The following is a 20,475-nucleotide window of genomic DNA, read 5'->3' on the forward strand; positions in this document are numbered from 1 at the left end:
GAAGTGAAGAAGCCCGGCCATCGTGCCGGGCTTTTTCATGTCCGCGTGTCAGGCGGGGTGGGCGCTTGCTATCCTTGCCGGCCTGTTGAAGGAGCCTTTCCGATGAGCCTGATTGAAGTGCCGGTGTCGCATGGCGAACTGATCGACAAGATCACCATTCTGGAAATCAAGGCCGAGCGCATCGCCGATGCGGCCAAGGTGGCCAACGTGCGCAAGGAGCTGGATCTGCTCAACGCCATTTGGGCTGATGACGTGGCGTCCAAGACCGATATCAGCGATGAGCGCGCGCGCCTGAAGGCGGTCAACGAGGCGCTTTGGGAGATCGAGGACGACATCCGCCTGAAGGAAAAGGCGCAGGCCTTCGATGCCAAGTTCATCGAGCTGGCCCGATCGGTATATTTCCGTAACGACGAGCGTGCCAAGGTCAAGCGCGAGATCAACCTGAAGCTCGGCTCGCAGCTGGTCGAGGAAAAGTCCTACCAGGATTACGGCAGCGGGTCGGGCTCGGCCTGACCGTCCGCGCCAGCGACGGCCGCGCGCGGCCGTCATCGCAGCATCAGGCCAGCACGCCCAGGTGCTGGCCCAGCGCCTCGAAGCGCTCGATCACGTCGTCCACGCCGATCAACTCCATCACGCCGGGCTGCTCGATCTTGCTGCCCCAGGGCAGCTCCGCCGCTGGCTGGTGTTTGAACTGGCGCGCCGCGGCGTCGTACTTGTCCACGCACCAGCGCCGGTCCGAATACGGGCCTGAGCGGTGCGGATTGCTGGCCGCGTGCAGGCCTAGCACCTTGGTGCCGGCGGCGTTGGCCATGTGCATGGGTCCCGAGTCAGGCGTCAGCAGCATGCTGGCCCGGCCCAGCAGCGCCAGCAGCTGCTTGAGCGTGTCCTTGCCGGTCAGGTCTTCATGCTCGCGCCGGCAGGCGGCCAGCACGGCGTCGGCCATCTGCCGTTCTGCTGCGGAAGGACCGCCGACCAGCAGCACGTGCATGCCGCGGGCGGCGGCGTGATCCATCACCGCGGCGTAGCGCTCGGGCATCCAGTTGCGCAAGGTATGGCTGGAGCTGGGACTGACCACCAGCGTCGGGGTGTCGTCGGAAATATGTTTCTCGGCCCACAGCTGCGCCACTTCCGGAACCGGAATATCCCAGCGCACCTCGGTCTGCTTCAGGCCCAGCGGTTCCAGGAAACTGGCCAGTGCATCCAGCACGTGTTGGCCGTGGCGGGCGGCGATGCGTTCGTTGATGAACAGGCCGTGCAGGTCTTTGGAGCGCGCCTTGTCGTAGCCGATGCGACGCCTGGCCTTCACCGAGAGGCTCAGCAGGTTGGCGCGGCCGGCCACCTGCATGTGCAGCAGGGCGTCAAAGCGGCGCCCGGCCAGTGCATGACGCACGTCGCGCCGGCCGCGGCGGCCCTTGCCCTTGTCGAAGGTGACAAACTCCACGTCGGCAAGATCGCCGACCAGGCGCTGCTCCAGCTTGCCGATGATCCAGGTCAGGCGCACATGAGGGCGCTTGGCCTGCAGGGTCCGCACCAGCGGAACCACGTGCGTTACGTCACCAATAGCGGAGGTGCGCAGCAGGCACAGCGATTGAAGGTCGTCGCGGTCACTCATCGGTTGCTAGACTAAAACGCTCAAAGGTGAAGATTAAGGGGACGGCCGCACGCGGCGGCAGCCATGATCGATGCACGCATCCAGGCCGATCGACACGGCGCGATTCTGTTCGACGCCGGTGCCTTGCCACAAGCCGGGCCGGAGTGGTTTTCGCCCGAGTACTGGGAAGAACAGGGTTCGCTCAGTCATCGCGGCGGCGGCCGGGCGTCGGCCTGCTTCATCGATACACCGGTGGGTGAGTGCGTGCTCAGACATTACCACCGTGGTGGTGCGGTCGGACCGATCCTGGGCGATCGCTACCTGTGGACGGGGCGCGACAACACCCGCGCATTCGCCGAATTTCGCCTGACCGCAGCGCTCAAGGGGCAGGGCTTGCCGGTGCCGCAGCCGTTGGCGGCGCGGTACGTGCGCGGTGGACTTTACTACCGGGCGGACCTGTTGACGCGGCGCATCCCGGGCGCGCTGACGCTGGCGCAGCGCCTGGGCGACGGCGCGCTGGACACCGATCTTGCGGTGCAAGTGGGCCTGCTGCTGGCGCGCTTTCACCGGCTGGGCGTCTGGCACGCCGATCTCAATGCACACAATGTGATGGTGGCGCCCGAGCAGCTTTACCTGATCGATTTCGATCGTGGCCGCATCCGCGCGCCCGCACGCAGCTGGCAGGATGAAAACCTGCAGCGCCTGCAACGCTCGCTGATCAAGCTGGGTGCGCAGAAAGATGGCCGCGAGGCCTTCGAGGACCGCATCTGGACGCCGCTCAACGAGGCCTATCTGAAGGCGCTGACGGCATGAACTGGCAGCTGCACGTTTTGGGTAGCGGCGCCGCGCATGCCGCCGGACGGCTGGGCAGCTCGGCGGCGGTGATCGAGCGCGATGGCGCGCCGCAACTGCTGATCGATTGCGGCCCGGATACGCTCGATCGCTACCAGGAGGCCTACAACGAGCCGCCGCGCGCGCTGTATGTCACCCACTTGCACATGGACCACGTCGGCGGTCTGGAAGGGCTGTTCTACCGGCTGTGGTTCGATCCGGACCTGCGCGGGCGCTGCAAGGTATTTGTACATGCCGATCTGGTGCCGATGTTGCAGCGGCGCGTGGCCGACTATCCCAACGTGCTGGCCGAGGGCGGGGCCAATTTCTGGGAAGCCTTCCAGCTTGTACCGTGCACGCGGGGGTTCTGGCTGGATGGCGTCTGGTACGGCCTGTTCGCCACCCGCCATCACCGGCCGGGTACCTCATTCGGGTTGGTGCTGCCGGGGGCGCTGGTGTGGACCGGCGATACGCGCCCGGTGCCCGAGGCGCTGGCCGAGGTGGGCGAGGGCGTGGCCTGCATCGCGCACGACTGTGGTCGGGTCGGCAATCCCTCGCATACCGGCATGGATGATCTGGAGCGAGAGTATCCGGCTGACCTGCGCCAGCGTCTGCTGCTTTATCACTACGGTGACGAATCTGACGCGCAGGCCATGCAGCAGGCCGGTTATCGCGTGGCACGTGCCGGGCAGCGCATCGCACTGGCGTCGCCATCGTGGGCGCCGCATCAGGCCGGCTGAGCTTTCAAGCCGGGATCGCGTTCGACAGGGCTTGCCCGATGCGTCCATGCGAGCTACCATTTCGCTCCTTTGTCGAGGGCCTTACCGCCTTCGGCGAGAAAAAATACAAGGTTTACCAGGTGCGGAGAGGTGTCCGAGTGGTTGAAGGAGCACGCCTGGAAAGTGTGTATACGGCTTATACCCGTATCGAGGGTTCGAATCCCTCTCTCTCCGCCAGTATTCGCGCTGCCTGATCTGCCAGGCGCGCCGGGTGCACGGCCCGATGGCCGCATCCTGTCTATGGTGGCCCTGTTGGTCCCCCCGCGACGATAATCCGCAAATCCCGCCAGGTCCGGAAGGAAGCAACGGTAGTGGAGGACTCGGGCGCCGGGGTGTGGCTGGCAGGGCCGCCACCCTTTCCAGCCTGTGAAAGTTGCGCTGCGCCTTGTTCTGCGCGGCTTTTCGGCGCGCCCGTCGCCGCCTATCCCGGGTCGATGCATGATGCTTTAGCTGACTTGGGGGTGCCGACTTGGCACAATCTGCTTTCGCCCCCAAGGTAATCCTTCATGTCGTATCAGGTGCTTGCCCGAAAGTGGCGTCCCCGGCGTTTTGCCGAGCTGGTGGGCCAGGAACATGTCGTGCGTGCGTTGTCCAACGCGCTCGACACCGGGCGCATGCATCATGCGTATCTGTTTACCGGCACGCGCGGCGTGGGCAAGACCACCATCGCGCGTATCTTCGCCAAGTCGCTCAACTGCGAGCGCGGTCAGTCGGCCGATCCGTGCGGTGAGTGCGCGGTGTGCACGGCGGTCGACGCCGGGCGCTTTGTCGACCTGCTGGAAATCGATGCCGCGTCCAACACCGGTGTGGACGATGTGCGCGAGGTGATCGAGAACGCGCAATACGCGCCCACTCGCGGCCGCTTCAAGGTGTACCTGGTCGACGAGGTGCACATGCTGTCCAAGAACGCCTTCAACGCGTTGTTGAAGACGCTGGAAGAGCCGCCGCCGCATGTGAAGTTCTTGCTCGCTACCACCGATCCGCAGAAGCTGCCGGTGACGGTGCTTTCGCGCTGCCTGAAGTTCAATTTGAAGCGCCTGTTGCCCGACCAGATCAGCGGGCAGATGGATCACATTCTGAAAGCCGAAGGCATCGAACACGATCCGGAAGCCATCATCGAGCTGGCGCGTGCGGCCGACGGCTCGTTGCGTGACGGCCTGTCGCTGCTGGACCAGGCCATCGCCTATGGCGGCGGCGCGCTGCGTGCCGAGGATGTGCGCTCGATGCTGGGCAGCGTGGCGCGCAGCCAGGTGATCGGCCTGCTGTCGGCGCTGGCCGCGGGTGATGGCGCGGCGCTGATGGCCGAGTGCGACCAGATCGCCTCGTTCTCGCCGGATTTCGGTGGCGTGCTCGATGAAATTGCCGGCGTACTGCATCGCGTGCAGCTGCTGCAGCTGGTACCCGGCTATCGCGGCGAAGCCGGTGACGAGCAGGAGCTGGCCGCGCTGGCACAGTCGATGCCGGCCGAGGACGTACAGCTTTACTACCAGCTGGCGCTGGCCGGGCGTCGCGAGCTTACCCTGGCGCCGGATGCGCGCACGGGTTTCGAGATGTGCCTGCTGCGCATGTTGGCGTTTCGCCCCGCCGACGGCGAGGAAAGCGCGCCGGTGCCATCGACACCGACACCGCGTGCCGCCCCGGCGCCGAGCGCGGGGCGCAGCGCGTCCGGTGGTGGTGCACCTGCCGCGCGAGCGTCAGCGCCGCGTCAGGCCGCCCCGGCGCCATCATCCGCGTCGCCGGCAGCCCCCGCTGAGAGTGGCCAGCGCGTGGCCGAGCCGGCGACGGCCCCGGTGCCCGCTCCCGCGCCCATGAAGCTGGCCGACGGCGAGCTTCCTGACTGGGGCATGCTGATCGAGCGTGCCGGTTTCGGTGGCCCGGTTCGCATGCTGGCCATGCATGCCACGTTGGTCTCGTTCGAGGGCGAGCTGATGACGCTGGCGCTGGAGCCGCAATACATCAATCTGGCGGTCGAGCCGATGACCGGGCAGATGGAAGAAAGCCTTGCCAACGCCCTAGGGCGCAAGGTGCGCCTGCACTTTCGCAAGATGAGTGAGCCATCGGCCGACAGCCCGGCGGCGCGCGCCGAGCGCCAGCGCGCCGAGCGTCAGGCCGAGGCCGAACAATCGATCAAGGATGATCCCCTGGTACAGACGCTGGAGCGCGATTTCGACGCGCGTGTCGTGCCACAGTCGGTGCGCCCGGTCGAGCATTAAAGCCGCCGCCACCATCCATCAACGATTGCAAAGAGGGCATTCCCATGCGAGGTCAGATCGGTCAGCTGATGCAGCAGGCTCAGCAGATGCAGGAAAAGATGAAGCGTGCGCAGGAAGAGATTGCGCAGCTGGAAGTCACCGGCAGTGCCGGTGGCGGCATGGTCAACGTGACCATGCGCGGCAACCACGAGGTGTCGCGTGTGGCCATCGACCGTGCCTTGTTCGCCGATGATCCAGAAATGGCCGAGGATCTGGTTGCTGCAGCCATCAATGATGCGGTCAACAAGGTAGCCGAGGCCAGCAAGGACATGATGTCTGGCGCCACCGCCGGCATGAACCTGCCGGCCGGCATGAAGTTCCCGTTCTAAGCGGCGCGGACACACCACATTGAGTACCGGATCGCGACTGCTCGGTGAGCTGATCGACGCGCTGCGCTGCCTGCCTGGCGTGGGCAACAAGAGCGCCCAGCGCATGGCCATGCATCTGCTGGAGCGCGAGCGTGCCGGCGGGCGACGCCTGTCGGCGGTGCTGGCCGAAGCCATGGAGCGCATCGGCCACTGCGAGCGCTGTCGCAATTTCAGCGAAGAACCTGTCTGCGGCATCTGCGCCAACTCCAGCCGCGAGCACCAGCTGCTGTGCGTGGTCGAATCGCCGTCGGATCTGGCGGCGATCGAGCAGGCTACTGGCTATCGCGGGCTCTATTTCGTGCTGATGGGACGTTTGTCGCCGCTGGATGGGCTGGGACCACAGGAGCTGGGCCTGGACAAGCTGGTCGCGCGGCTGGAAGAGGGCGAGGTCGAGGAGATGGTGATCGCCACCAACCCCACCGTCGAAGGTGAGGCCACGGCGCACTACCTTTCACAGCTGGCGCGCGCCGGCGGCATTCGCGCCACGCGCCTGGCTCACGGCGTGCCGCTGGGCGGTGAGCTGGAGTATGTCGACCGCGGCACCCTGGCGCACGCTTTTGGTACACGTCAGGAAGCGGAGTAGATGAACGCGCTCAGCTGGCACGATCAGGCGCCGCAGTTGCACGAATACCTGGCTCTGCGCGCGGCGGCAGGCTTGAGTGCGTTTTCGCCGCCAGCTGCCGAAGTCGGACTGGCCGACAGCTGGGCGGCTGTCTGCGTGCGTCGAGATGGGGACCTGATCGGCATGGGTCGCATCGTCGGCGATGGTGGCTGTTTCCTTCAGATCGTCGATATTGCCGTGCATCCCTCGATGCAGCGCCAGGGGCTGGGCCGCGCCATCATGCAGCGGCTGATTGATGCGCTTGTCGCGCGCGCGCCGGACAGTGCCTTCGTGTCGCTGCTGGCCGACCCGCCGGGCGTGCGGCTTTACGAATCGTTTGGTTTTCGCGCCAGCGCGCCGGCCTCGGTCGGCATGTTCCGGCGCTTTCATGCTTCACAAGGAGAGCGCAGATGAGTGACACCATCTTCGGCAAGATCATCCGCCGTGAGGTGCCGGCCGATATCGTTTTCGAGAACGATGACGTACTGGCCTTTCGCGACCTGAATCCGCAGGCACCGGTGCATGTGCTGTTTATCCCCAAGCAGGCGGTTGCGTCACTGGACGCGGCTGGTACCGAGCACGCCGAACTGCTGGGCAAGTTGCTGCTGGCCACGGCCGAATACGCCCGTGCCGAAGGCCTGGCCGAGCCCGGTTACCGCACCGTCATCAACTGCAACGAGGCCGGTGGCCAGACCGTGTATCACCTGCACGTGCATTTGCTGGCCGGCCGACAGATGACCTGGCCACCAGGTTGATGACATCAGTATTCTGATATGCAAGAAAAACGCCGGCATGAGAGCCGGCGTTTTTCTTGCATAGGCGGGTGATGGCATGGATACGCCATCACCCGTGATTGTCACTTGTGGTGATGATACACCGGACGGACGTAGATCACGCGCGGTGCCGGTGCCCAGAACGGATCATAACCCCAGCCCCACGGCCCCCAGGGGCCAAAATAAGGGTTGTAGAACGGATCATAGTACGGGTCGCGATAACGGATCGGCTGACGCTTGGGCCACAGATACACCGTGCTCGCCTCGAGGCGCGGATAAACGTAGTCGTAGCTGCCCACCTTGCGCGTGACGGTGCCGTCCAGCGTGCCGGTGAAGGTGACCTCGCGCCCCTTGGTGAATACTTCCGGATCGTAGAAACCGGCATGGCAGGCGACGAAGCGACCGGCGCTGTCATCCTTGCTGCTCTCCGACGGTCGCGCGCTCGAGTCGAGCGGGCGCGACAGCATGTAGAAGCAGGTTTCGTTCTGGCCCGGTTCGGTATCGATGATCTGACCACCCCAGCGCACCTGCGCCGCCGAGCTGGCACCGCTGTGTTGCACGGCCGAGGGCGACACCGGGTTGAAATTGCCCTTCAGAGGCTGCGGTACCGTGGCGCATGCGCCCAGGGTGAGCGCGGCAGCGGTGACCAGCACGGGTTTCCAGATTGACATGAGACTCTCTCCAGTCGTTCACACGGTGTGCGCCAGGCACACCAATTGCCCTATTTGACCACACCACGAGGTCGAAAATTCCCGACCTGCCGTGAAAAAGCATGTATCGCCGATACCGACGGGTTGTCCTGGGCGTAGCGCAATTGCAGATACGTAGTCTCCAGGGCTTTCAGATGCACCCGGGACTGTGGAAGTGCACGCGCGGCCCGGCTCAGGTAGTGATGCGGCCCCTCACCCAAACGTCGCGCTACACCCGCTCGCGCCAGCTTGCGTTCCAGCTTTGCCATGGCCTGCCGCAGTCGGTCAACACGGGGCCTGCGCCACAGCGTGAAGGCCAGGCCAGCGGCCAGCAGCAGGCAGGTCAGTGCGGCAAGCACCGCCGCCAACGTGCCGGTATCGGCGCGCGATACACCAAACGGGGTCAACAGGCCGCGCTGGCGCAAGCTGTCAAAACCGATAACGGCTTGCCCCCACCATTGGTTGACGATGTCCCAGCGATTGCGCAGGTGTTGCAGCCAGCCGCGCTGATACCAGGGCGCCTGATCACCCGCCGCGGCGCCGGCACCCAGTGTGACCCGGTCCGGACGCACGGCGGCGGTGGGGTCGTAGCGAACCCAGCCACGGCCGTCGATCCACACTTCGCTCCAGGCATGCGCGTCGGACTGGCGCACCAGCAGGTACTGGCCCATGGTGTTCCAGAAGCCGCCCTGATAGCCGGTCACCACCCGGGCCGGAATGCCTGCCGCGCGCATCAGGAAGGTGAAGGCCGAGGCGTAGTGTTCGCAAAAGCCTTCGCGGGTATCGAACAGAAAATCATCCACGCTGTCGCGCCCCAGCGGGGGCGCGGCCAAGTTGTAGCGAAAGCCGTGGTCGTGGAACAGGTCCAGCGCGGCACGGGCGATGGCTGGCGCGTTGGCGCCGTAGCGCTGGCGCCACTGCGCGGCCAGGGCGCGGGCCTCGGGATCGAAGCCAGCAGGCAGCTCCAGGTTGCGACGGCGCTCGGCGGCACTGGCCTGCGGCGCCAGACGATAGTCGGTGGCCGAGCGCGCCACATAATGTGTGCTCTGGTCGATGCGCTGGCGTCGCAACAGGCTGCGTGCATGGGTGAGCCTGGCGCCGGCAGGCGCGCTTTGCGGCACATCCAGCGCAAACAGCCAGTGCTGGTGGGTCGCTTCCAGCGTGACGTTGTAGCTCAGCGTCGGGCCTTGCGCCTGCAGCGGCTCGGGCGTGCGCCGGTCGCCCAGCAGCGCACGCAGCGGTCGGGCATGCCAGGTGCGGCCATCGAAATAACTCATCACCGGGCCGCGGAAATAGCGCTGTTGCGGCGGCGGAGGCGCGCCCTGGAAAGTGACGCGAAAGGCCGGGCTATCGTCGATCAGCAAGTCGGTGAAGTTGCCCGGCGACATGCTGTCGCTGATACCGGTGGTGGCCTTGTCGGCGTTCGGCGCACCCCACAGCGGTGAGCTCAGGCGTGGTACGAACAAAAACGCCACCAGCGCCAGCGGCAGCGACAGCGCGACGATGCGCAGCACCGACCAGGCGCTGGCACGCCAGGCCGGGCGCTGCGGCGTGGGCAGCACCGCGTTGAGCGTGGCCAGTGCCGGCACCAGTGCCAGCGCGACCAGCGCGGTGGCCAGCAGGCCCTGGTTGAACAGCAGGGCGCTCATCAGCACGAAACAGGCAAAGGCCACGCCCATGCGTGCATCGCGCGGGCGCTCGCTTTCCATCAGCTTGAGCATCAGCAGGCCGACCGCCAGCGCACTGCCGGGGCCGCGCCCGAAAATAGTGCCGTAGTAACCCAGCAAGGCGGCCGGCAGCGCCGCCAGCAATGGCAGCTTCAACCAGAACGGCACGCGGCCGCCACGATAGGTGCGCTGCCACCAGCGTGCGGCCAGGGTCGCCGCCGACAAGGCCGTCAGCCACCAGGGCAGGTGGCCCATATGCGCCAACAGTACGGCCAACAGCGTCAGGCTGAGCAGGTTGAAGGCTTCGCGCCCCAGCGGCGCCTCGCGCGAGGGGCGTGTGCGCAGCAGGCCGGGCAGTTTCATGGCAGTTCGGCCAGCGCATTCATGCAGCGCCGGAAGTGCGCGGCGCCGTTGTCGAACGGCATCTGCGTATCGGGCAGGCGCAGGCTCCAGCCGCGGCCTTCGCGATGGGCCTGGTGTACCCAGCGCGCCAGCCGCGCGATGCGTTGTTCGCGCTCCATGCCGTGCAGGGTGTGCCAGTCCAGCGTCCAGCCGGGCAGCGCCCGTGGTTGCTCCATGTCGCGCACCAGCAGGTCGTGGTGTCGGGCACTGGCTTTCCAGGCAATGTGCTTGCGCGGGTCGCCGACGCGATAGTCGCGCAGCGCGGCAAACTCATCCCCGCTTTCCGGTGGTGAGCGGTTATCCGCATCGCCGTGTCCGTGCGGCGCGGGGCCGTAGGCTTCGGGCATGGGCCAGACCAGAAAGCGCTGCGTGGGATGCAGCCAGCTCCAGGCCCGAAACAACCCGAACGGCCAGCGGCTGGAAACACGCAACCGCGGCATCGCCTGCCAGCCACGTTGTGTGGTGGCAAGGTCCAACGCCACCACGTGGGCGGTGTCGGCCGGTAATGCCGTGTCGATCGGCTCGACCGCCTCGATGCCATCGATGCGCAGGGCGTAGCGGCCGCGTTGGGCGGCGCCCAGGTGCAGGCGCAGCCGGGCGTCGTCGCCGGCGGTGACCGGGTCGACATCGATGGCATCCAGGTGCACGCCATCAAGCACGCGGAAGGTCACCAGCATGCTGTTGACGGCGGTGCCGCCGAGCAGGCAGGTCAGCAGCAGCGCGGCGTTGTTGGTGTAGTTCAGTGCGCCGACCAGCATCACCGCCAGAATGGCGGCGAAGCCGATGCCATAGGCGGTCGGCACAATGTAAATACGCCGGCGGTGCAGGGTGATCGGCAGCGCTTCGGGTTGGCGATAGCGGGTCAGCGCCGGCAGGCGGCGCTCGGCAAGCTGGCGCAGGCGACCGCTCGCGCGCGCGGCCGTGCTCATTCCACCGCCACCTCGGCCAGCAGGCCGCGGGCCAGCGCCTGGCGCGAATGCGTGCCGGCAGGAATCAGCCGGTGCGCCGCCACCGGCACAAACAGCGCCTGCACATCTTCCGGCAGCACGTGGCCGCGGCCGCTCAGCAGCGCCCAGGCACGTGCGGCGGCCAGCAGCGACAGGCCGGCGCGTGGCGATAGCCCAACGCGAATGTCGGCATGTCGCCGCGTGGCGGTCAGCAGTGCTTGCACGTAATCGAGCAAGGCCGAGCTGACGGTGACCGCCTGCGCTTGCTGGTGCAGCGCGGTGATGGCTTCGGCGTCGAGCACCGGCGTGGCCTGCTCCAGCAGTTCACGGCGATCGCGTCCGGCCAGCAACTCACGTTCGGCGCGGGCATCCGGGTAGTCCATGCTCAGGCGCAGCATGAAGCGATCCAGCTGCGAATCGGGCAGCGGATAGGTGCCGGCAAGGTCCAGCGGGTTCTGTGTGGCGACCACGAAAAAAGGCGCCGGCAAGGTATGGGTCTGGCCGTCGACGGTGGCCTGGCCCTCGGCCATGGCCTCGAGCAGGGCGCTTTGGGTTTTCGGCGTGGCGCGGTTGATCTCGTCGGCCAACAGCAATTGCGTGAACACCGGGCCGGGATGGAAGCGGAAGCTGCCGGCCTCGCGCTCGTACACACTCACGCCGATAATGTCGGTCGGAAGCAGGTCGCTGGTGAACTGGATGCGGTTGAACGACAGGTTGAAGGTGGCGGCAAGGGCATGGGCCAGCGTGGTCTTGCCGACGCCAGGTACATCCTCGAGCAGCAAATGGCCGCCGGCGATCAGGCAGGCGAAGGCCAGCTTCACCTGGCGCGCCTTGCCCAGCACGATGTGGTTGACCTGCGCCAATGCGGCGTCGAGGTGGGGGACGGTGCGGGCGTGTTGCGAGTCGGCCATGAGTGCCTTCGATATCCAGGCGCGGAAGGCGCGGAGCGCTTCCGATGCGCGGTGAGGCCAGTGTAACGAGCCCGGCGCGCGGCTGGCGAGCGGCGTTTCTCGGTTCCTTCATCGTGCTCAGTGCGTTCAAGGTGATGATTGCCTGCACGCTCTCGCCGTTTGGTGATGAAGCGTTCTACTGGTGGGAAAGCCGCCATCCGGCCTGGGGTTATTCCGATCTGCCGCCGTTCACCGCATGGTTGATCGGCCTGGGCGAGGCGCTGGCCGGCCACGGCTTGATCGGCATGCGCTGGCCATTCTTGGTAATGGGCGCGGCGCTGCCGTGGCTGGCCGTGGCGATGGCACGGCGATGCTTCGGCGCGCGCATCGGCTGGCAGGCCGGGCTTGCCATTATGGCCTTGCCCTTGGCCGGCACCCTGGGCGTGCTGGCCTTGCCCGATGTGCCGCTGACGCTGGGTTTCATGCTCGCCTTCTATGCGCTTTGGCGGGCGCTGGAAGACGACGCGTGGCGCCACTGGCTGGGCCTGGGCATGGCGCTGGCGCTTTGCTGGGCCACGCATTACCGCGCTGCGATGATCGTGCTGGCGGGACTGGTGTTTTTCGTGCTGGTGCCGCGGGGTCGCGCGCAGTGGCGCAATCGGCGTTTCTGGGTGGCGATGGGCGTGGCGCTGCTGGGCCTGGTGCCGCTGCTGATATCCAATCTGCGCGATGCCGGTGCGGGCATCGCCTTTCAGCTGGTGCAGCGCAATCCGTGGCAATTTCACGCCGACGCGCTGGTGCAGCCGCTGGAGCAGTCCGGTGCCTGCACGCCGCTGCTGTACGGCTTGCTGTTGTGGACGCTATGGCGTTGCTGGCGCCGCCGCGGGCAGGGCGGACCATGGGATCTGGCGGCCGTCACATCGGCGGTGTTTATCTTCGCCTATTTCGGTTTTGGCCTGTTTGCCGACGACACGCGTTTTCGCGCGCATTGGCCGTTGCCCGGCTATCTGCCTCTGCTGGTGTTGGTGCCGGCGCTGCTGGCCGAGTGGCGCTCACGGGTCGGGCGCGTATGGGTCGTCGCCGCGTTCAGTTTGGCGGTATTCGGTGAACTGCTGGCGCTGGCCTATCTGGCGCTGGCGGCCAGTGATGGTGGTGCGGCGGTGCTGGCGCACTACAAGGCATTTCCGGGAAACTTCGTCGGCTGGCGACAGGCGGCGGCGCAAGTGCGTCAGTTGCGGGCGCGCGATCCGAAGCGAATGCTGGTGGCCGACAACTTCATGCTGGGTGCGGAGCTGGCCTTTGCGCTGGATCGGCCCAATGCGGTCTACGTGCTGGACAACCCGCTCAACGTCAAACACGGCCGCGCGCCGCAGTTGGCCACCTGGCAGCGCAATGAGGCCGCCTTGCGCCGTGAGCATGCCGGCGCACCGGTTTGGCTGGCCGTGGACGAAACGGCGCTGAGTGAGCGTGAGGAGCCCGATTGGCTGCGCTCGCTGTGCAGCCGCATCGATGGCCTTGCCCCGGTGGCGCGAGTGATGGCGTTTGACGGTCGCACGCGGCTTTCCTTCTATGCCGGTCGCGTGCCGGTGACACCCTTGCCGGCGCAACCGGCGCGGCGTGAGCAGTGCGTGGCCTGGCAGCGCGGCTATCAGGCGTACCTCAAAGCGGTGAAAAAACTCGACGCGCGCTGATCAGGGCACGGCGATGCCGCGCTCGCGCAGCAGCCGGGCCAGGGTGATCAGCGGCAGCCCGATCAGACCGGTCGGATCGATGCTTTCGATGCGTTCGAACAGCGCGATGCCCAGCCCTTCACATTTGAAGCTGCCAGCGCAGTCGAACGGCTTTTCGCGCTCGATGTAGCGCTCGATGCTGGCCTCGTCCAGGGTACGAAAGTGCACGCGGGTGACGTCGGTGGCGGTGCTGGCCGGCGCTTCCGAGGAGCGGGTATCGATCAGGCACAGGCCGGTGTGGAACACCACCGTGCGGCCCGAGCAGTGCTGCAGCTGGCGTTTGGCCGTGGCCGCGTCGCCGGGCTTGCCCAGCGCTTCGCCTTCGCATTCGGCGACCTGATCCGAGCCGATGATCAGCGCATCGGGCGCCTCGGCGGCAATCGCGCGCGCCTTGGCCTCGGACAGGCGCAGCGCGCGCAGCGAGGGTGCTTCGTTCTCCAGCGGGGTTTCGTCCACCGACGAGCCTTGCTGCTCGAAGCCGGGCAGGATGCGGCCCAGCAGTTCGGCGCGATAGCGCGAGGTGGAGGCGAGGATAATGCGGGGGGAATTCATGCGGGGTTGCCTCGGTCGAGTCGGTCGAGCACGGCCTGGTCCAGTTCGCGTTGCGCCTGGTCCAGCGCCTTCAATTGGGGTTCCAGTTGATTGCGGGCCTGGGTCAGCGCATCCACGGCGCGGTCCAGCTCCAGCTGAGTGGCATCCTCGGCGTGGTCGCGAATCCACAGACGGTGCTCCAGCAGCGAACGCAGGCCGGCATCGACCGCCGCGCGGGCATCGGGTTCGCCACTGGCCGGCACGCCCGGCGCCACGGCCATCATCGAATGGGCGCGCTCCAGGCGCTCGCGGCATTCACGCAGATCGCGCTCCAGATGGTCGGCATGTTCGAGCAATTGCATCAATGCCTGTGTACGCCGACGGATGCGCCGGTAATAATGCACACCCGCCCAGCCCAGCCCGATCAGGGCGGCCAGCATCATGGCGCTGCCGGTCAGTTCAATCGCATTCAAGCGCACTTCCTTATGTGTAGGAGGGTGAGCGGCGCCTTTGGCGCCTGGCCGGTCTAGTCTGCCCGATCGGCCGGGGACGGATAAAGCCGGTGGGCACGCGACAAGGGCAGGCGCAAAAAGGTTTGACTCACGCCATGGCGGCTAATTACAATTCCAAAGCTATGTCCGAGACACTGCCAAGGTCCGTGGACGCTTGGCGCATGGTGACGGCGCGGCGCTCATTCGTCGGCCAACTGCCCGTAGAACGCTTGAAGCGGCTTGCCCAGGTGCTGGAAGGCACCGACGGCCAGATCGATTACGAGATCGATTTTGGTCGCGATGAGCTGGGTGCTGCGTATTTTGCGTTGCGCGCCACGACGTCACTGACACTGCTTTGCCAACGCACGCTGGAGCCGTTCCAGATGCCGGTAAAGCTGGATACGCGCCTGGGTCTTATCAGCGATGAAAGCGAGGAATCCGGCTTGCCGCCGGGCTACGAGCCTTTGTTGGTGGAAGACAACCGCGTCGACCCGGCGGCGGTGATCGAGGATGAATTGTTGCTGGTGGTGCCGCTTGTGCCGGTGTCGCCGCAGAGTGAATGGCCCGAAGATGGGCACGACGTGGGGCTGGAGGATGTGCCTCCCGAAGCGCCTGAAGACAACCCGTTCGCGGTGCTGCGCGAACTGAAGAAACACTGATTTTCCGGAGAACCACCCATGGCAGTTCAGAAGAGCCGCAAGACCCCGTCCACCCGCGGCATGCGTCGTTCGCACGATGCGCTGAAGACCGTGCAGCTGTCCACCGATCCGACCAGCGGTGAAGTGCACCGTCGTCATCACATCACCAAGGATGGCTTCTACCGTGGCCGCAAGGTCATCGAGACCCAGGCCGTGGTGGCCGACGAAGACTGATAAGCGCTGGAAGTGGCCGTCCATTGGTGGCGGCGCAACTTGCAGAGCTAAGGCGGCGCGTTTTTTTTAAGACGCGCCGCTTTGCGTTGGGGCGGGCACATGCGTACCCATGCCGGCGCATGAGGTGTAAAGTGCCCAGCCAGCCCGAAACCGAATGTATTGACGTTTCGCGTTGGCGCTTTTGGAACAACACGAAAATTTGAGGGGAACGGCCCTGACTTACGCACGCATCATCGCCACCGGCAGTGCCCTGCCGGAAAAGGTTGTCACCAACGCCGATCTGGAAAAGATCGTCGATACCAGTGACGAGTGGATTCGTACGCGTACCGGCATTCGCGAGCGACGCATCGCCGCGGCCGGTGAGACCACGGGTGATCTGGGCTACCGGGCCGCGCTGGCGGCGCTGGAAGCGGCTGGCGTCAAGGCCAGCGATCTGGATCTGATCGTGGTCGGCACCACCACCCCGGACATCGTGTTCCCCTCGACCGCCTGCCTGATCCAGCATCGCCTGGGCGCCAATGGCTGTGCCGCGTTCGACGTCAACGCCGCCTGTTCTGGCTTTGTCTATGCGCTGGGCGTGGCCGACAAGTTCATTCGTTCCGGCCAGACCAAAAAGGCGCTGGTGATCGGTGCCGAAACGCTGACGCGCATGGTCGACTGGAACGAGCGCGAAACCTGCGTGCTGTTCGGCGACGGCGCCGGCGCGGTGGTGCTGGAAGCCTCCGACGAGCCGGGCATCCTGGCCACCTGCATGCACGCCGATGGCGGCTACAAGGAGCTGCTGTACAACCCGGTGGGCGTGTCGGCTGGTTTCTCCGACGAACCCAACCACGGCGTGCGCATCCGCATGAGCGGGCGCGAAGTGTTCAAGGTGGCGGTGAAGACGCTCGATTCGCTGGTTGGCGAAACGCTGAAGATCGCCGGCATGGATGAGTCGCAGATCGACTGGCTGATTCCGCACCAGGCCAACCTGCGCATCATCGAGGCCACCGCCAAGCGCCTGAACATGTCGATGGACCGGGTCATCGTTACCGTCGACAAACATGCCAATACCTCCTCCGGTTCGGTGCCGCTGGCACTGGACGAGGCGGTGCGCTCGGGCAAGGTCGAGCGCGGCCAGAACCTGCTGCTGGAAGCGTTCGGCGGCGGCTTTACCTGGGCCTCGGCGCTGCTGCGCTACTAAGCGCCGGCGGTATTCGCGCCATCGAAAGCTGGAAACGGGCTGACCCTTGGTCGGCCCGTTTTGCATTGGCGCGCCCGCCAGCGCCATTGACGGGCGTTGAGTGGCCGATTCAAACGCTTGACTGCTGCCTGTCGGCGCGTTTGCTGGCACCATGTACCGTTTCACGCAACACAAGGTTTTCCTGCCATGACCGATGTTCGTGCATCGCTTGCTTTTGTGTTTCCCGGCCAGGGCTCGCAGTCGGTGGGCATGCTGGCCGACCTGGCCGCCTCGCATGCTGCCATCAAGGCCACTTTCGACGAAGCTTCCGCAGGCGCAGGCGTCGACCTGTGGGCGTTGTCCCAGGATGGTCCGGCCGAGGATCTGAACCGCACCGAGAACACGCAGCCGGCGCTGCTGGCCGCCTCCGTGGCGGTGTGGCGCGCCTGGCGCGAACGCGGTGGCGCGATGCCCTCGCACATGGCCGGGCACAGCCTGGGTGAATACAGCGCGCTGGTCTGCGCCGATGCGCTGTCGCTGCACGATGCCGCGGCGCTGGTGGCCGAGCGTGGTCGCCTGATGCAGGCCGCGGTGCCAGCGGGTACCGGCGCCATGGCCGCGGTACTGGGCGCCGACGATGCACTGGTGGCCAAGGTCTGCGAAGAGGTGGCCCAGGGCCAGGTGCTGGCGCCGGCCAACTTCAATTCGCCGGGACAGGTGGTGATCGCCGGCAACGCCGAGGCCATCGAGCGCGCGCAGGCGCGTCTGGCCGAAGAAGGCATCAAGAAGGTGGTCAAGCTGGCCGTCTCGGTACCCTCGCATTGCGCATTGATGCGCGAGGCGGCCGATGCGCTGGCCCAGCGCATGGAGAAGATCGACTGGTCGCAGCCGAAGGTGCCGGTGATACAGAATGCCGAGGCGCGCAGCTACGAGCAGCTCGATGATATCCGCGGCGCGCTGCAGCGCCAGCTGTACATGCCGGTGCGCTGGACCGAATGCGTGCAGGCGCTGGCGGCGGCCGGTGTCAGCGAACTGGTCGAATGCGGCCCGGGCAAGGTGCTGACCGGCCTGGCCAAGCGCATCGACCGTGGCCTGGCTGCCCGCGCCATCGGCGAGCCGGCCGCGTTTGACGCCGCGTTTGACGAGTTGGCCTAAAGCCCCAAGGTTTTCGGCCCCGGCGGCAGCGTCGGGGCCTCATCTTCACTTTCATCGGGATCCATCATCATGAGCAAGCCGCTTGAAGGCGAAATTGCCCTGGTCACCGGCGCCAGCCGTGGCATCGGCGCCGCCATTGCCGACGAACTGGCCGCGCAGGGCGCCATCGTCATCGGCACCGCCACCAGCGAATCGGGTGCGGCCGCCATCGGCGAGCGTCTGGCCGCCCATGGCGGCGCGGGTCGTGCGCTGAACGTCACCGACGCGGCCTCCGTGGAGGCGCTGGTTGGCGCCATTGCCAAGGAGTTCGGTCCTGTCAGCATCCTGGTCAACAACGCCGGCATCACCCGTGACCAGCTGCTACTGCGCATGCGCGATGACGAGTGGAACGACATTATCGATACCAATCTGTCGTCGGTGTACCGCACCTCCAAGGCGGTGCTGCGCGGAATGATGAAGGCGCGCAAGGGCCGCATCGTCAATATCGCTTCGGTGGTCGGCGTGACCGGCAACCCCGGCCAGGCCAACTACGCGGCGGCCAAGGCCGGCATGATCGCCTTCGGCAAATCGTTGGCGCGCGAGATCGGTTCGCGCGGCATCACCGTCAACACGGTGGCGCCGGGCTTTATCGATACCGACATGACCCGCGCCTTGGGCGAGGATCAGCGTGCCGCGCTGGAAGGCCAGATCGCCCTGGGCCGTCTGGGCGAGCCGGGCGACATTGCCAAGGCGGTGGCATTTCTGGCCTCGCCGTCGGCGGCCTACATCACCGGTGAGACGCTGCACGTCAACGGCGGCATGTACATGCCCTGATGGGCCTCGGTCGGCGCGGCACCTTCGTCACGTCGGCTGCACAGGTATCGGGCCATCGTCACCGCGGTGGTGGTGGCTTATACTTGTACAAAGGTGCAGGGCGTCAGAGGGCGATCGGCCCGCCGCGTACGGCGGCGTAGGGCAAAAAGGTCGCCTCGATGGTCGTTTTGCGCGACAATACAGAAACGTTCGGCATGCATTGTGCCGAATGGATGTCCACCACGGCCGGACGCTAGCGAATGGTGGCCAATGCCACTACAATGCGCCGGTTTTATCCCCTCGGGAGGTCACATACACATGAGCACCATCGAAGAGCGCGTCAAGAAGATTGTCGTCGAACAGCTTGGCGTCAAAGAAGACGAAGTCACCACCAACGCTTCGTTCGTAGACGATCTGGGCGCCGATTCGCTGGACACGGTCGAGCTGGTCATGGCTCTCGAAGAAGAGTTCGAGACCGAGATTCCCGACGAGGAAGCGGAAAAGATCACCACGGTCCAGCAGGCCGTCGACTACATCAAGGCGCACGTCAAGTCCTGATGCGGTCGCGATGGGGCGGCTGGTTTGTAAGGCTTGCCGCACCTGTCTGCACGACACCGAAAGCTGCGCCTTGATGGCGCAGTTTTCGTTTCTGCACAGTGTAACCTGCGCCGGCGTATGGTAGCCGGCGGACCAACGACGGAAGATGAGCATGAGCAAGCGACGCGTGGTAGTTACCGGCCTCGGCATCGTCAGCCCAGTGGGCAACGATGTGGCCACGGCGTGGGGCAACATCCTCGCCGGCAAGAGTGGCATTGGCCCGGTCACCCATTTCGACGCCAGCGGCATCACCACGCAGATCGCGGGTGAAATCCGTGACTTCGATCCTTCGGCTTATATCCCGGCCAAGGAAGTGAAGAAGATGGACCCGTTCATCCATTACGGCATCGCCGCCAGCATGCAGGCGCTGGATGATTCCGGACTGGAAGTCACCGATGCCAACGCCGATCGCGTCGGTGCCGCCGTTGGTGCCGGCATCGGTGGTATCCACACCATTGAGCGCACCTCCATCGACATGGAAGCGCGTGGTCCGCGTCGCGTCTCGCCATTCTTCGTGCCCAGCGCCATCGTCAACATGGTGTCGGGGCACCTGTCGATCATGAAGGGCCTGAAGGGTCCGAATATCGCCTGCGTCACCGCCTGCACCACGGCCACGCACAACATTGGCCTGGCCATGCGCATGATCCAGTACGGCGATGCCGACGTGATGGTGGCCGGCGGTGCCGAATACGCCACCACCGGCGTGGCCATGGCCGGCTTCTGCTCGGCGCGCGCCATGTCCACGCGCAACGATGCGCCGGAAAAGGCCAGCCGTCCGTGGGATGCCGGTCGTGATGGCTTCGTGCTGTCCGACGGTGCCGGTGTGCTGGTGCTGGAAGAGTACGAGCATGCCAAGGCGCGTGGAGCGCACATCTACGCCGAGGTGGTCGGTTTCGGCATGAGTGGCGATGCTTACCACATCACCGCGCCCAGCGAGAGTGGCGAGGGCGCGGCGCGCTGCATGCGTCACGCGCTGGATGATGCCCGTCTCAATCCCGAGCAGGTCGATTACATCAATGCGCACGGCACCTCCACGCCGCTGGGCGATTTGGCCGAAGTGCAGGCCGCCAAGAGCGTGTTCGGCGATCACGCGCACAAGCTGGCGATGAGCTCGACCAAGTCCAGCACTGGTCATCTATTGGGTGCGGCCGGTGGTGTCGAGGCCATTTTCTCGATCAAGGCGCTTCAGGACGGCAAGCTGCCGCCGACCATCAATCTGGACGAGCCGGGCGAAGGCTGCGATCTGGATTTCGTCGCCAACACCGCGCGCGATGCCGAGCTGTCGGTGGTGATTTCCAACTCGTTCGGTTTCGGTGGTACCAACGGCACGCTGGCCTTCAAGAAAGTCTGATCGT

23 protein-coding genes, 1 tRNA gene and 1 other RNA gene are annotated in these 20,475 nt (G+C 65.8%); 18 read left to right on the forward strand and 7 right to left on the reverse strand.

Annotated elements, in window-relative coordinates; all coding sequences use genetic code 11:
• Nucleotides 1–102: 102 nt before the first annotated feature.
• Nucleotides 103–513 carry a DUF6165 family protein gene (locus HBF24_RS06365; protein ID WP_167170627.1) on the forward strand — a complete coding sequence of 137 codons (411 nt, stop codon included), beginning with the start codon at nucleotides 103–105 and terminating at the stop codon, nucleotides 511–513.
• Nucleotides 514–556: 43 nt separating this feature from the next.
• Here the strand turns inward: HBF24_RS06365 and HBF24_RS06370 are convergent, their stop codons facing one another.
• Nucleotides 557–1,612, reverse strand: coding sequence for a glycosyltransferase family 9 protein (locus HBF24_RS06370; RefSeq protein ID WP_167170629.1), 1,056 nt, complete (start codon nucleotides 1,610–1,612; stop codon nucleotides 557–559).
• Between the two features lie 63 nt (nucleotides 1,613–1,675).
• On the opposite strand from HBF24_RS06370, the gene HBF24_RS06375 reads away from it, so the two are divergent.
• From HBF24_RS06375 to HBF24_RS06415, 9 genes are all read left to right on the forward strand, one after another.
• Nucleotides 1,676–2,404 (forward strand): 3-deoxy-D-manno-octulosonic acid kinase, encoded by a 729-nt coding sequence (locus tag HBF24_RS06375; protein WP_167170632.1) that lies wholly within the window; start codon nucleotides 1,676–1,678, stop codon nucleotides 2,402–2,404.
• Nucleotides 2,401–3,162 carry an MBL fold metallo-hydrolase gene (locus HBF24_RS06380; protein ID WP_167170635.1) on the forward strand — a complete coding sequence of 254 codons (762 nt, stop codon included), beginning with the start codon at nucleotides 2,401–2,403 and terminating at the stop codon, nucleotides 3,160–3,162. The genes HBF24_RS06375 and HBF24_RS06380 overlap by 4 nt, the downstream gene beginning before the upstream one ends.
• Before the next feature lie 123 nt (nucleotides 3,163–3,285).
• Nucleotides 3,286–3,378: transfer RNA gene (locus tag HBF24_RS06385), tRNA-Ser, on the forward strand.
• A gap of 73 nt (nucleotides 3,379–3,451) precedes the next feature.
• Nucleotides 3,452–3,548, forward strand: an RNA gene (gene ffs, locus HBF24_RS06390) — signal recognition particle sRNA small type.
• A gap of 159 nt (nucleotides 3,549–3,707) precedes the next feature.
• Nucleotides 3,708–5,414, forward strand: a complete 1,707-nt coding sequence (dnaX, locus tag HBF24_RS06395; protein ID WP_167170637.1) for a DNA polymerase III subunit gamma/tau — start codon at nucleotides 3,708–3,710, stop codon at nucleotides 5,412–5,414.
• Between the two features lie 44 nt (nucleotides 5,415–5,458).
• A complete protein-coding gene (locus HBF24_RS06400; RefSeq protein ID WP_167170640.1) occupies nucleotides 5,459–5,782 on the forward strand; it encodes a YbaB/EbfC family nucleoid-associated protein in 324 nt (107 codons plus the stop codon).
• 19 nt (nucleotides 5,783–5,801) lie between these two features.
• Nucleotides 5,802–6,404 (forward strand): recombination mediator RecR, encoded by a 603-nt coding sequence (gene recR / locus HBF24_RS06405; protein WP_167170643.1) that lies wholly within the window; start codon nucleotides 5,802–5,804, stop codon nucleotides 6,402–6,404.
• Nucleotides 6,405–6,836, forward strand: coding sequence for a GNAT family N-acetyltransferase (locus tag HBF24_RS06410; RefSeq protein WP_167170645.1), 432 nt, complete (start codon nucleotides 6,405–6,407; stop codon nucleotides 6,834–6,836).
• Entirely contained in the window at nucleotides 6,833–7,177 is a 345-nt protein-coding gene (locus HBF24_RS06415) for a histidine triad nucleotide-binding protein (RefSeq protein ID WP_167170648.1), read from the forward strand. Before HBF24_RS06410 ends, HBF24_RS06415 begins: the two co-directional genes overlap by 4 nt.
• Nucleotides 7,178–7,278: 101 nt before the next feature.
• Here HBF24_RS06415 and HBF24_RS06420 read toward each other — a convergent pair whose 3' ends face one another.
• From HBF24_RS06420 to HBF24_RS06435, 4 genes are read right to left on the reverse strand one after another with little or no spacing between them, the layout of a single operon-like run.
• Nucleotides 7,279–7,866 (reverse strand): Slp family lipoprotein, encoded by a 588-nt coding sequence (locus tag HBF24_RS06420; protein ID WP_167170651.1) that lies wholly within the window; start codon nucleotides 7,864–7,866, stop codon nucleotides 7,279–7,281.
• A 50-nt stretch (nucleotides 7,867–7,916) separates the two neighbouring features.
• Nucleotides 7,917–9,914, reverse strand: coding sequence for a DUF3488 and transglutaminase-like domain-containing protein (locus HBF24_RS06425; RefSeq protein WP_167170653.1), 1,998 nt, complete (start codon nucleotides 9,912–9,914; stop codon nucleotides 7,917–7,919).
• Nucleotides 9,911–10,882: a DUF58 domain-containing protein gene (locus HBF24_RS06430; protein ID WP_167170656.1), complete on the reverse strand. Its 972-nt coding sequence runs from the start codon at nucleotides 10,880–10,882 to the stop codon at nucleotides 9,911–9,913. The genes HBF24_RS06425 and HBF24_RS06430 overlap by 4 nt, the downstream gene beginning before the upstream one ends.
• Entirely contained in the window at nucleotides 10,879–11,811 is a 933-nt protein-coding gene (locus HBF24_RS06435) for an AAA family ATPase (protein ID WP_167170659.1), read from the reverse strand. The genes HBF24_RS06430 and HBF24_RS06435 overlap by 4 nt, the downstream gene beginning before the upstream one ends.
• 44 nt (nucleotides 11,812–11,855) lie before the next feature.
• Here HBF24_RS06435 and HBF24_RS06440 point away from each other — a divergent pair, with 44 nt between their 5' ends.
• Nucleotides 11,856–13,481, forward strand: coding sequence for a glycosyltransferase family 39 protein (locus HBF24_RS06440; protein ID WP_167170662.1), 1,626 nt, complete (start codon nucleotides 11,856–11,858; stop codon nucleotides 13,479–13,481).
• On the opposite strand, the gene HBF24_RS06445 is transcribed toward HBF24_RS06440, so the two are convergent.
• Nucleotides 13,482–14,072, reverse strand: coding sequence for a Maf family protein (locus HBF24_RS06445; protein WP_167170665.1), 591 nt, complete (start codon nucleotides 14,070–14,072; stop codon nucleotides 13,482–13,484).
• Nucleotides 14,069–14,524, reverse strand: a complete 456-nt coding sequence (locus HBF24_RS06450) for a hypothetical protein (protein ID WP_240922264.1) — start codon at nucleotides 14,522–14,524, stop codon at nucleotides 14,069–14,071. The genes HBF24_RS06445 and HBF24_RS06450 overlap by 4 nt, the downstream gene beginning before the upstream one ends.
• 161 nt (nucleotides 14,525–14,685) lie before the next feature.
• Here HBF24_RS06450 and HBF24_RS06455 point away from each other — a divergent pair, with 161 nt between their 5' ends.
• The 7 genes from HBF24_RS06455 to fabF all read left to right on the forward strand — a co-directional run bounded on the left by HBF24_RS06455 (nucleotide 14,686) and on the right by fabF (nucleotide 20,471).
• Nucleotides 14,686–15,201, forward strand: a complete 516-nt coding sequence (locus HBF24_RS06455; RefSeq protein ID WP_240922266.1) for a YceD family protein — start codon at nucleotides 14,686–14,688, stop codon at nucleotides 15,199–15,201.
• Nucleotides 15,202–15,219: 18 nt separating this feature from the next.
• Nucleotides 15,220–15,414, forward strand: a complete 195-nt coding sequence (rpmF, locus tag HBF24_RS06460; RefSeq protein ID WP_167170667.1) for a 50S ribosomal protein L32 — start codon at nucleotides 15,220–15,222, stop codon at nucleotides 15,412–15,414.
• Nucleotides 15,415–15,613: 199 nt separating this feature from the next.
• Nucleotides 15,614–16,597 carry a beta-ketoacyl-ACP synthase III gene (locus tag HBF24_RS06465; protein ID WP_277344511.1) on the forward strand — a complete coding sequence of 328 codons (984 nt, stop codon included), beginning with the start codon at nucleotides 15,614–15,616 and terminating at the stop codon, nucleotides 16,595–16,597.
• Between the two features lie 186 nt (nucleotides 16,598–16,783).
• Entirely contained in the window at nucleotides 16,784–17,731 is a 948-nt protein-coding gene (gene fabD, locus HBF24_RS06470; protein ID WP_167170670.1) for an ACP S-malonyltransferase, read from the forward strand.
• A 69-nt stretch (nucleotides 17,732–17,800) separates the two neighbouring features.
• Nucleotides 17,801–18,544 (forward strand): 3-oxoacyl-ACP reductase FabG, encoded by a 744-nt coding sequence (gene fabG / locus HBF24_RS06475; RefSeq protein WP_167170673.1) that lies wholly within the window; start codon nucleotides 17,801–17,803, stop codon nucleotides 18,542–18,544.
• Between the two features lie 297 nt (nucleotides 18,545–18,841).
• Entirely contained in the window at nucleotides 18,842–19,081 is a 240-nt protein-coding gene (gene acpP, locus HBF24_RS06480) for an acyl carrier protein (protein WP_167170675.1), read from the forward strand.
• Between the two features lie 151 nt (nucleotides 19,082–19,232).
• Nucleotides 19,233–20,471 carry a beta-ketoacyl-ACP synthase II gene (gene fabF / locus HBF24_RS06485; RefSeq protein ID WP_167170678.1) on the forward strand — a complete coding sequence of 413 codons (1,239 nt, stop codon included), beginning with the start codon at nucleotides 19,233–19,235 and terminating at the stop codon, nucleotides 20,469–20,471.
• Nucleotides 20,472–20,475 lie beyond the last annotated feature (4 nt).

Origin of the sequence: Oleiagrimonas sp. C23AA (assembly GCF_011759385.1) — a bacterium.
Taxonomy (GTDB): domain Bacteria; phylum Pseudomonadota; class Gammaproteobacteria; order Xanthomonadales; family Rhodanobacteraceae; genus Oleiagrimonas.

Bases quoted from the DNA above. Each gene is read 5' to 3' on its own strand.
- HBF24_RS06365 (WP_167170627.1), top strand. From the start codon at position 103: ATGAGCCTGATTGAAGTGCCGGTGTCGCATGGCGAACTGATCGACAAG.
- HBF24_RS06370 (WP_167170629.1), bottom strand. From the start codon at position 1,612: ATGAGTGACCGCGACGACCTTCAATCGCTGTGCCTGCTGCGCACCTCC.
- HBF24_RS06375 (WP_167170632.1), top strand. From the start codon at position 1,676: ATGATCGATGCACGCATCCAGGCCGATCGACACGGCGCGATTCTGTTC.
- HBF24_RS06380 (WP_167170635.1), top strand. From the start codon at position 2,401: ATGAACTGGCAGCTGCACGTTTTGGGTAGCGGCGCCGCGCATGCCGCC.
- dnaX (WP_167170637.1), top strand. From the start codon at position 3,708: ATGTCGTATCAGGTGCTTGCCCGAAAGTGGCGTCCCCGGCGTTTTGCC.
- HBF24_RS06400 (WP_167170640.1), top strand. From the start codon at position 5,459: ATGCGAGGTCAGATCGGTCAGCTGATGCAGCAGGCTCAGCAGATGCAG.
- HBF24_RS06410 (WP_167170645.1), top strand. From the start codon at position 6,405: ATGAACGCGCTCAGCTGGCACGATCAGGCGCCGCAGTTGCACGAATAC.
- HBF24_RS06415 (WP_167170648.1), top strand. From the start codon at position 6,833: ATGAGTGACACCATCTTCGGCAAGATCATCCGCCGTGAGGTGCCGGCC.
- HBF24_RS06420 (WP_167170651.1), bottom strand. From the start codon at position 7,866: ATGTCAATCTGGAAACCCGTGCTGGTCACCGCTGCCGCGCTCACCCTG.
- HBF24_RS06425 (WP_167170653.1), bottom strand. From the start codon at position 9,914: ATGAAACTGCCCGGCCTGCTGCGCACACGCCCCTCGCGCGAGGCGCCG.
- HBF24_RS06430 (WP_167170656.1), bottom strand. From the start codon at position 10,882: ATGAGCACGGCCGCGCGCGCGAGCGGTCGCCTGCGCCAGCTTGCCGAG.
- HBF24_RS06435 (WP_167170659.1), bottom strand. From the start codon at position 11,811: ATGGCCGACTCGCAACACGCCCGCACCGTCCCCCACCTCGACGCCGCA.
- HBF24_RS06440 (WP_167170662.1), top strand. From the start codon at position 11,856: ATGCGCGGTGAGGCCAGTGTAACGAGCCCGGCGCGCGGCTGGCGAGCG.
- HBF24_RS06445 (WP_167170665.1), bottom strand. From the start codon at position 14,072: ATGAATTCCCCCCGCATTATCCTCGCCTCCACCTCGCGCTATCGCGCC.
- HBF24_RS06455 (WP_240922266.1), top strand. From the start codon at position 14,686: ATGTCCGAGACACTGCCAAGGTCCGTGGACGCTTGGCGCATGGTGACG.
- rpmF (WP_167170667.1), top strand. From the start codon at position 15,220: ATGGCAGTTCAGAAGAGCCGCAAGACCCCGTCCACCCGCGGCATGCGT.
- fabD (WP_167170670.1), top strand. From the start codon at position 16,784: ATGACCGATGTTCGTGCATCGCTTGCTTTTGTGTTTCCCGGCCAGGGC.
- fabG (WP_167170673.1), top strand. From the start codon at position 17,801: ATGAGCAAGCCGCTTGAAGGCGAAATTGCCCTGGTCACCGGCGCCAGC.
- acpP (WP_167170675.1), top strand. From the start codon at position 18,842: ATGAGCACCATCGAAGAGCGCGTCAAGAAGATTGTCGTCGAACAGCTT.
- fabF (WP_167170678.1), top strand. From the start codon at position 19,233: ATGAGCAAGCGACGCGTGGTAGTTACCGGCCTCGGCATCGTCAGCCCA.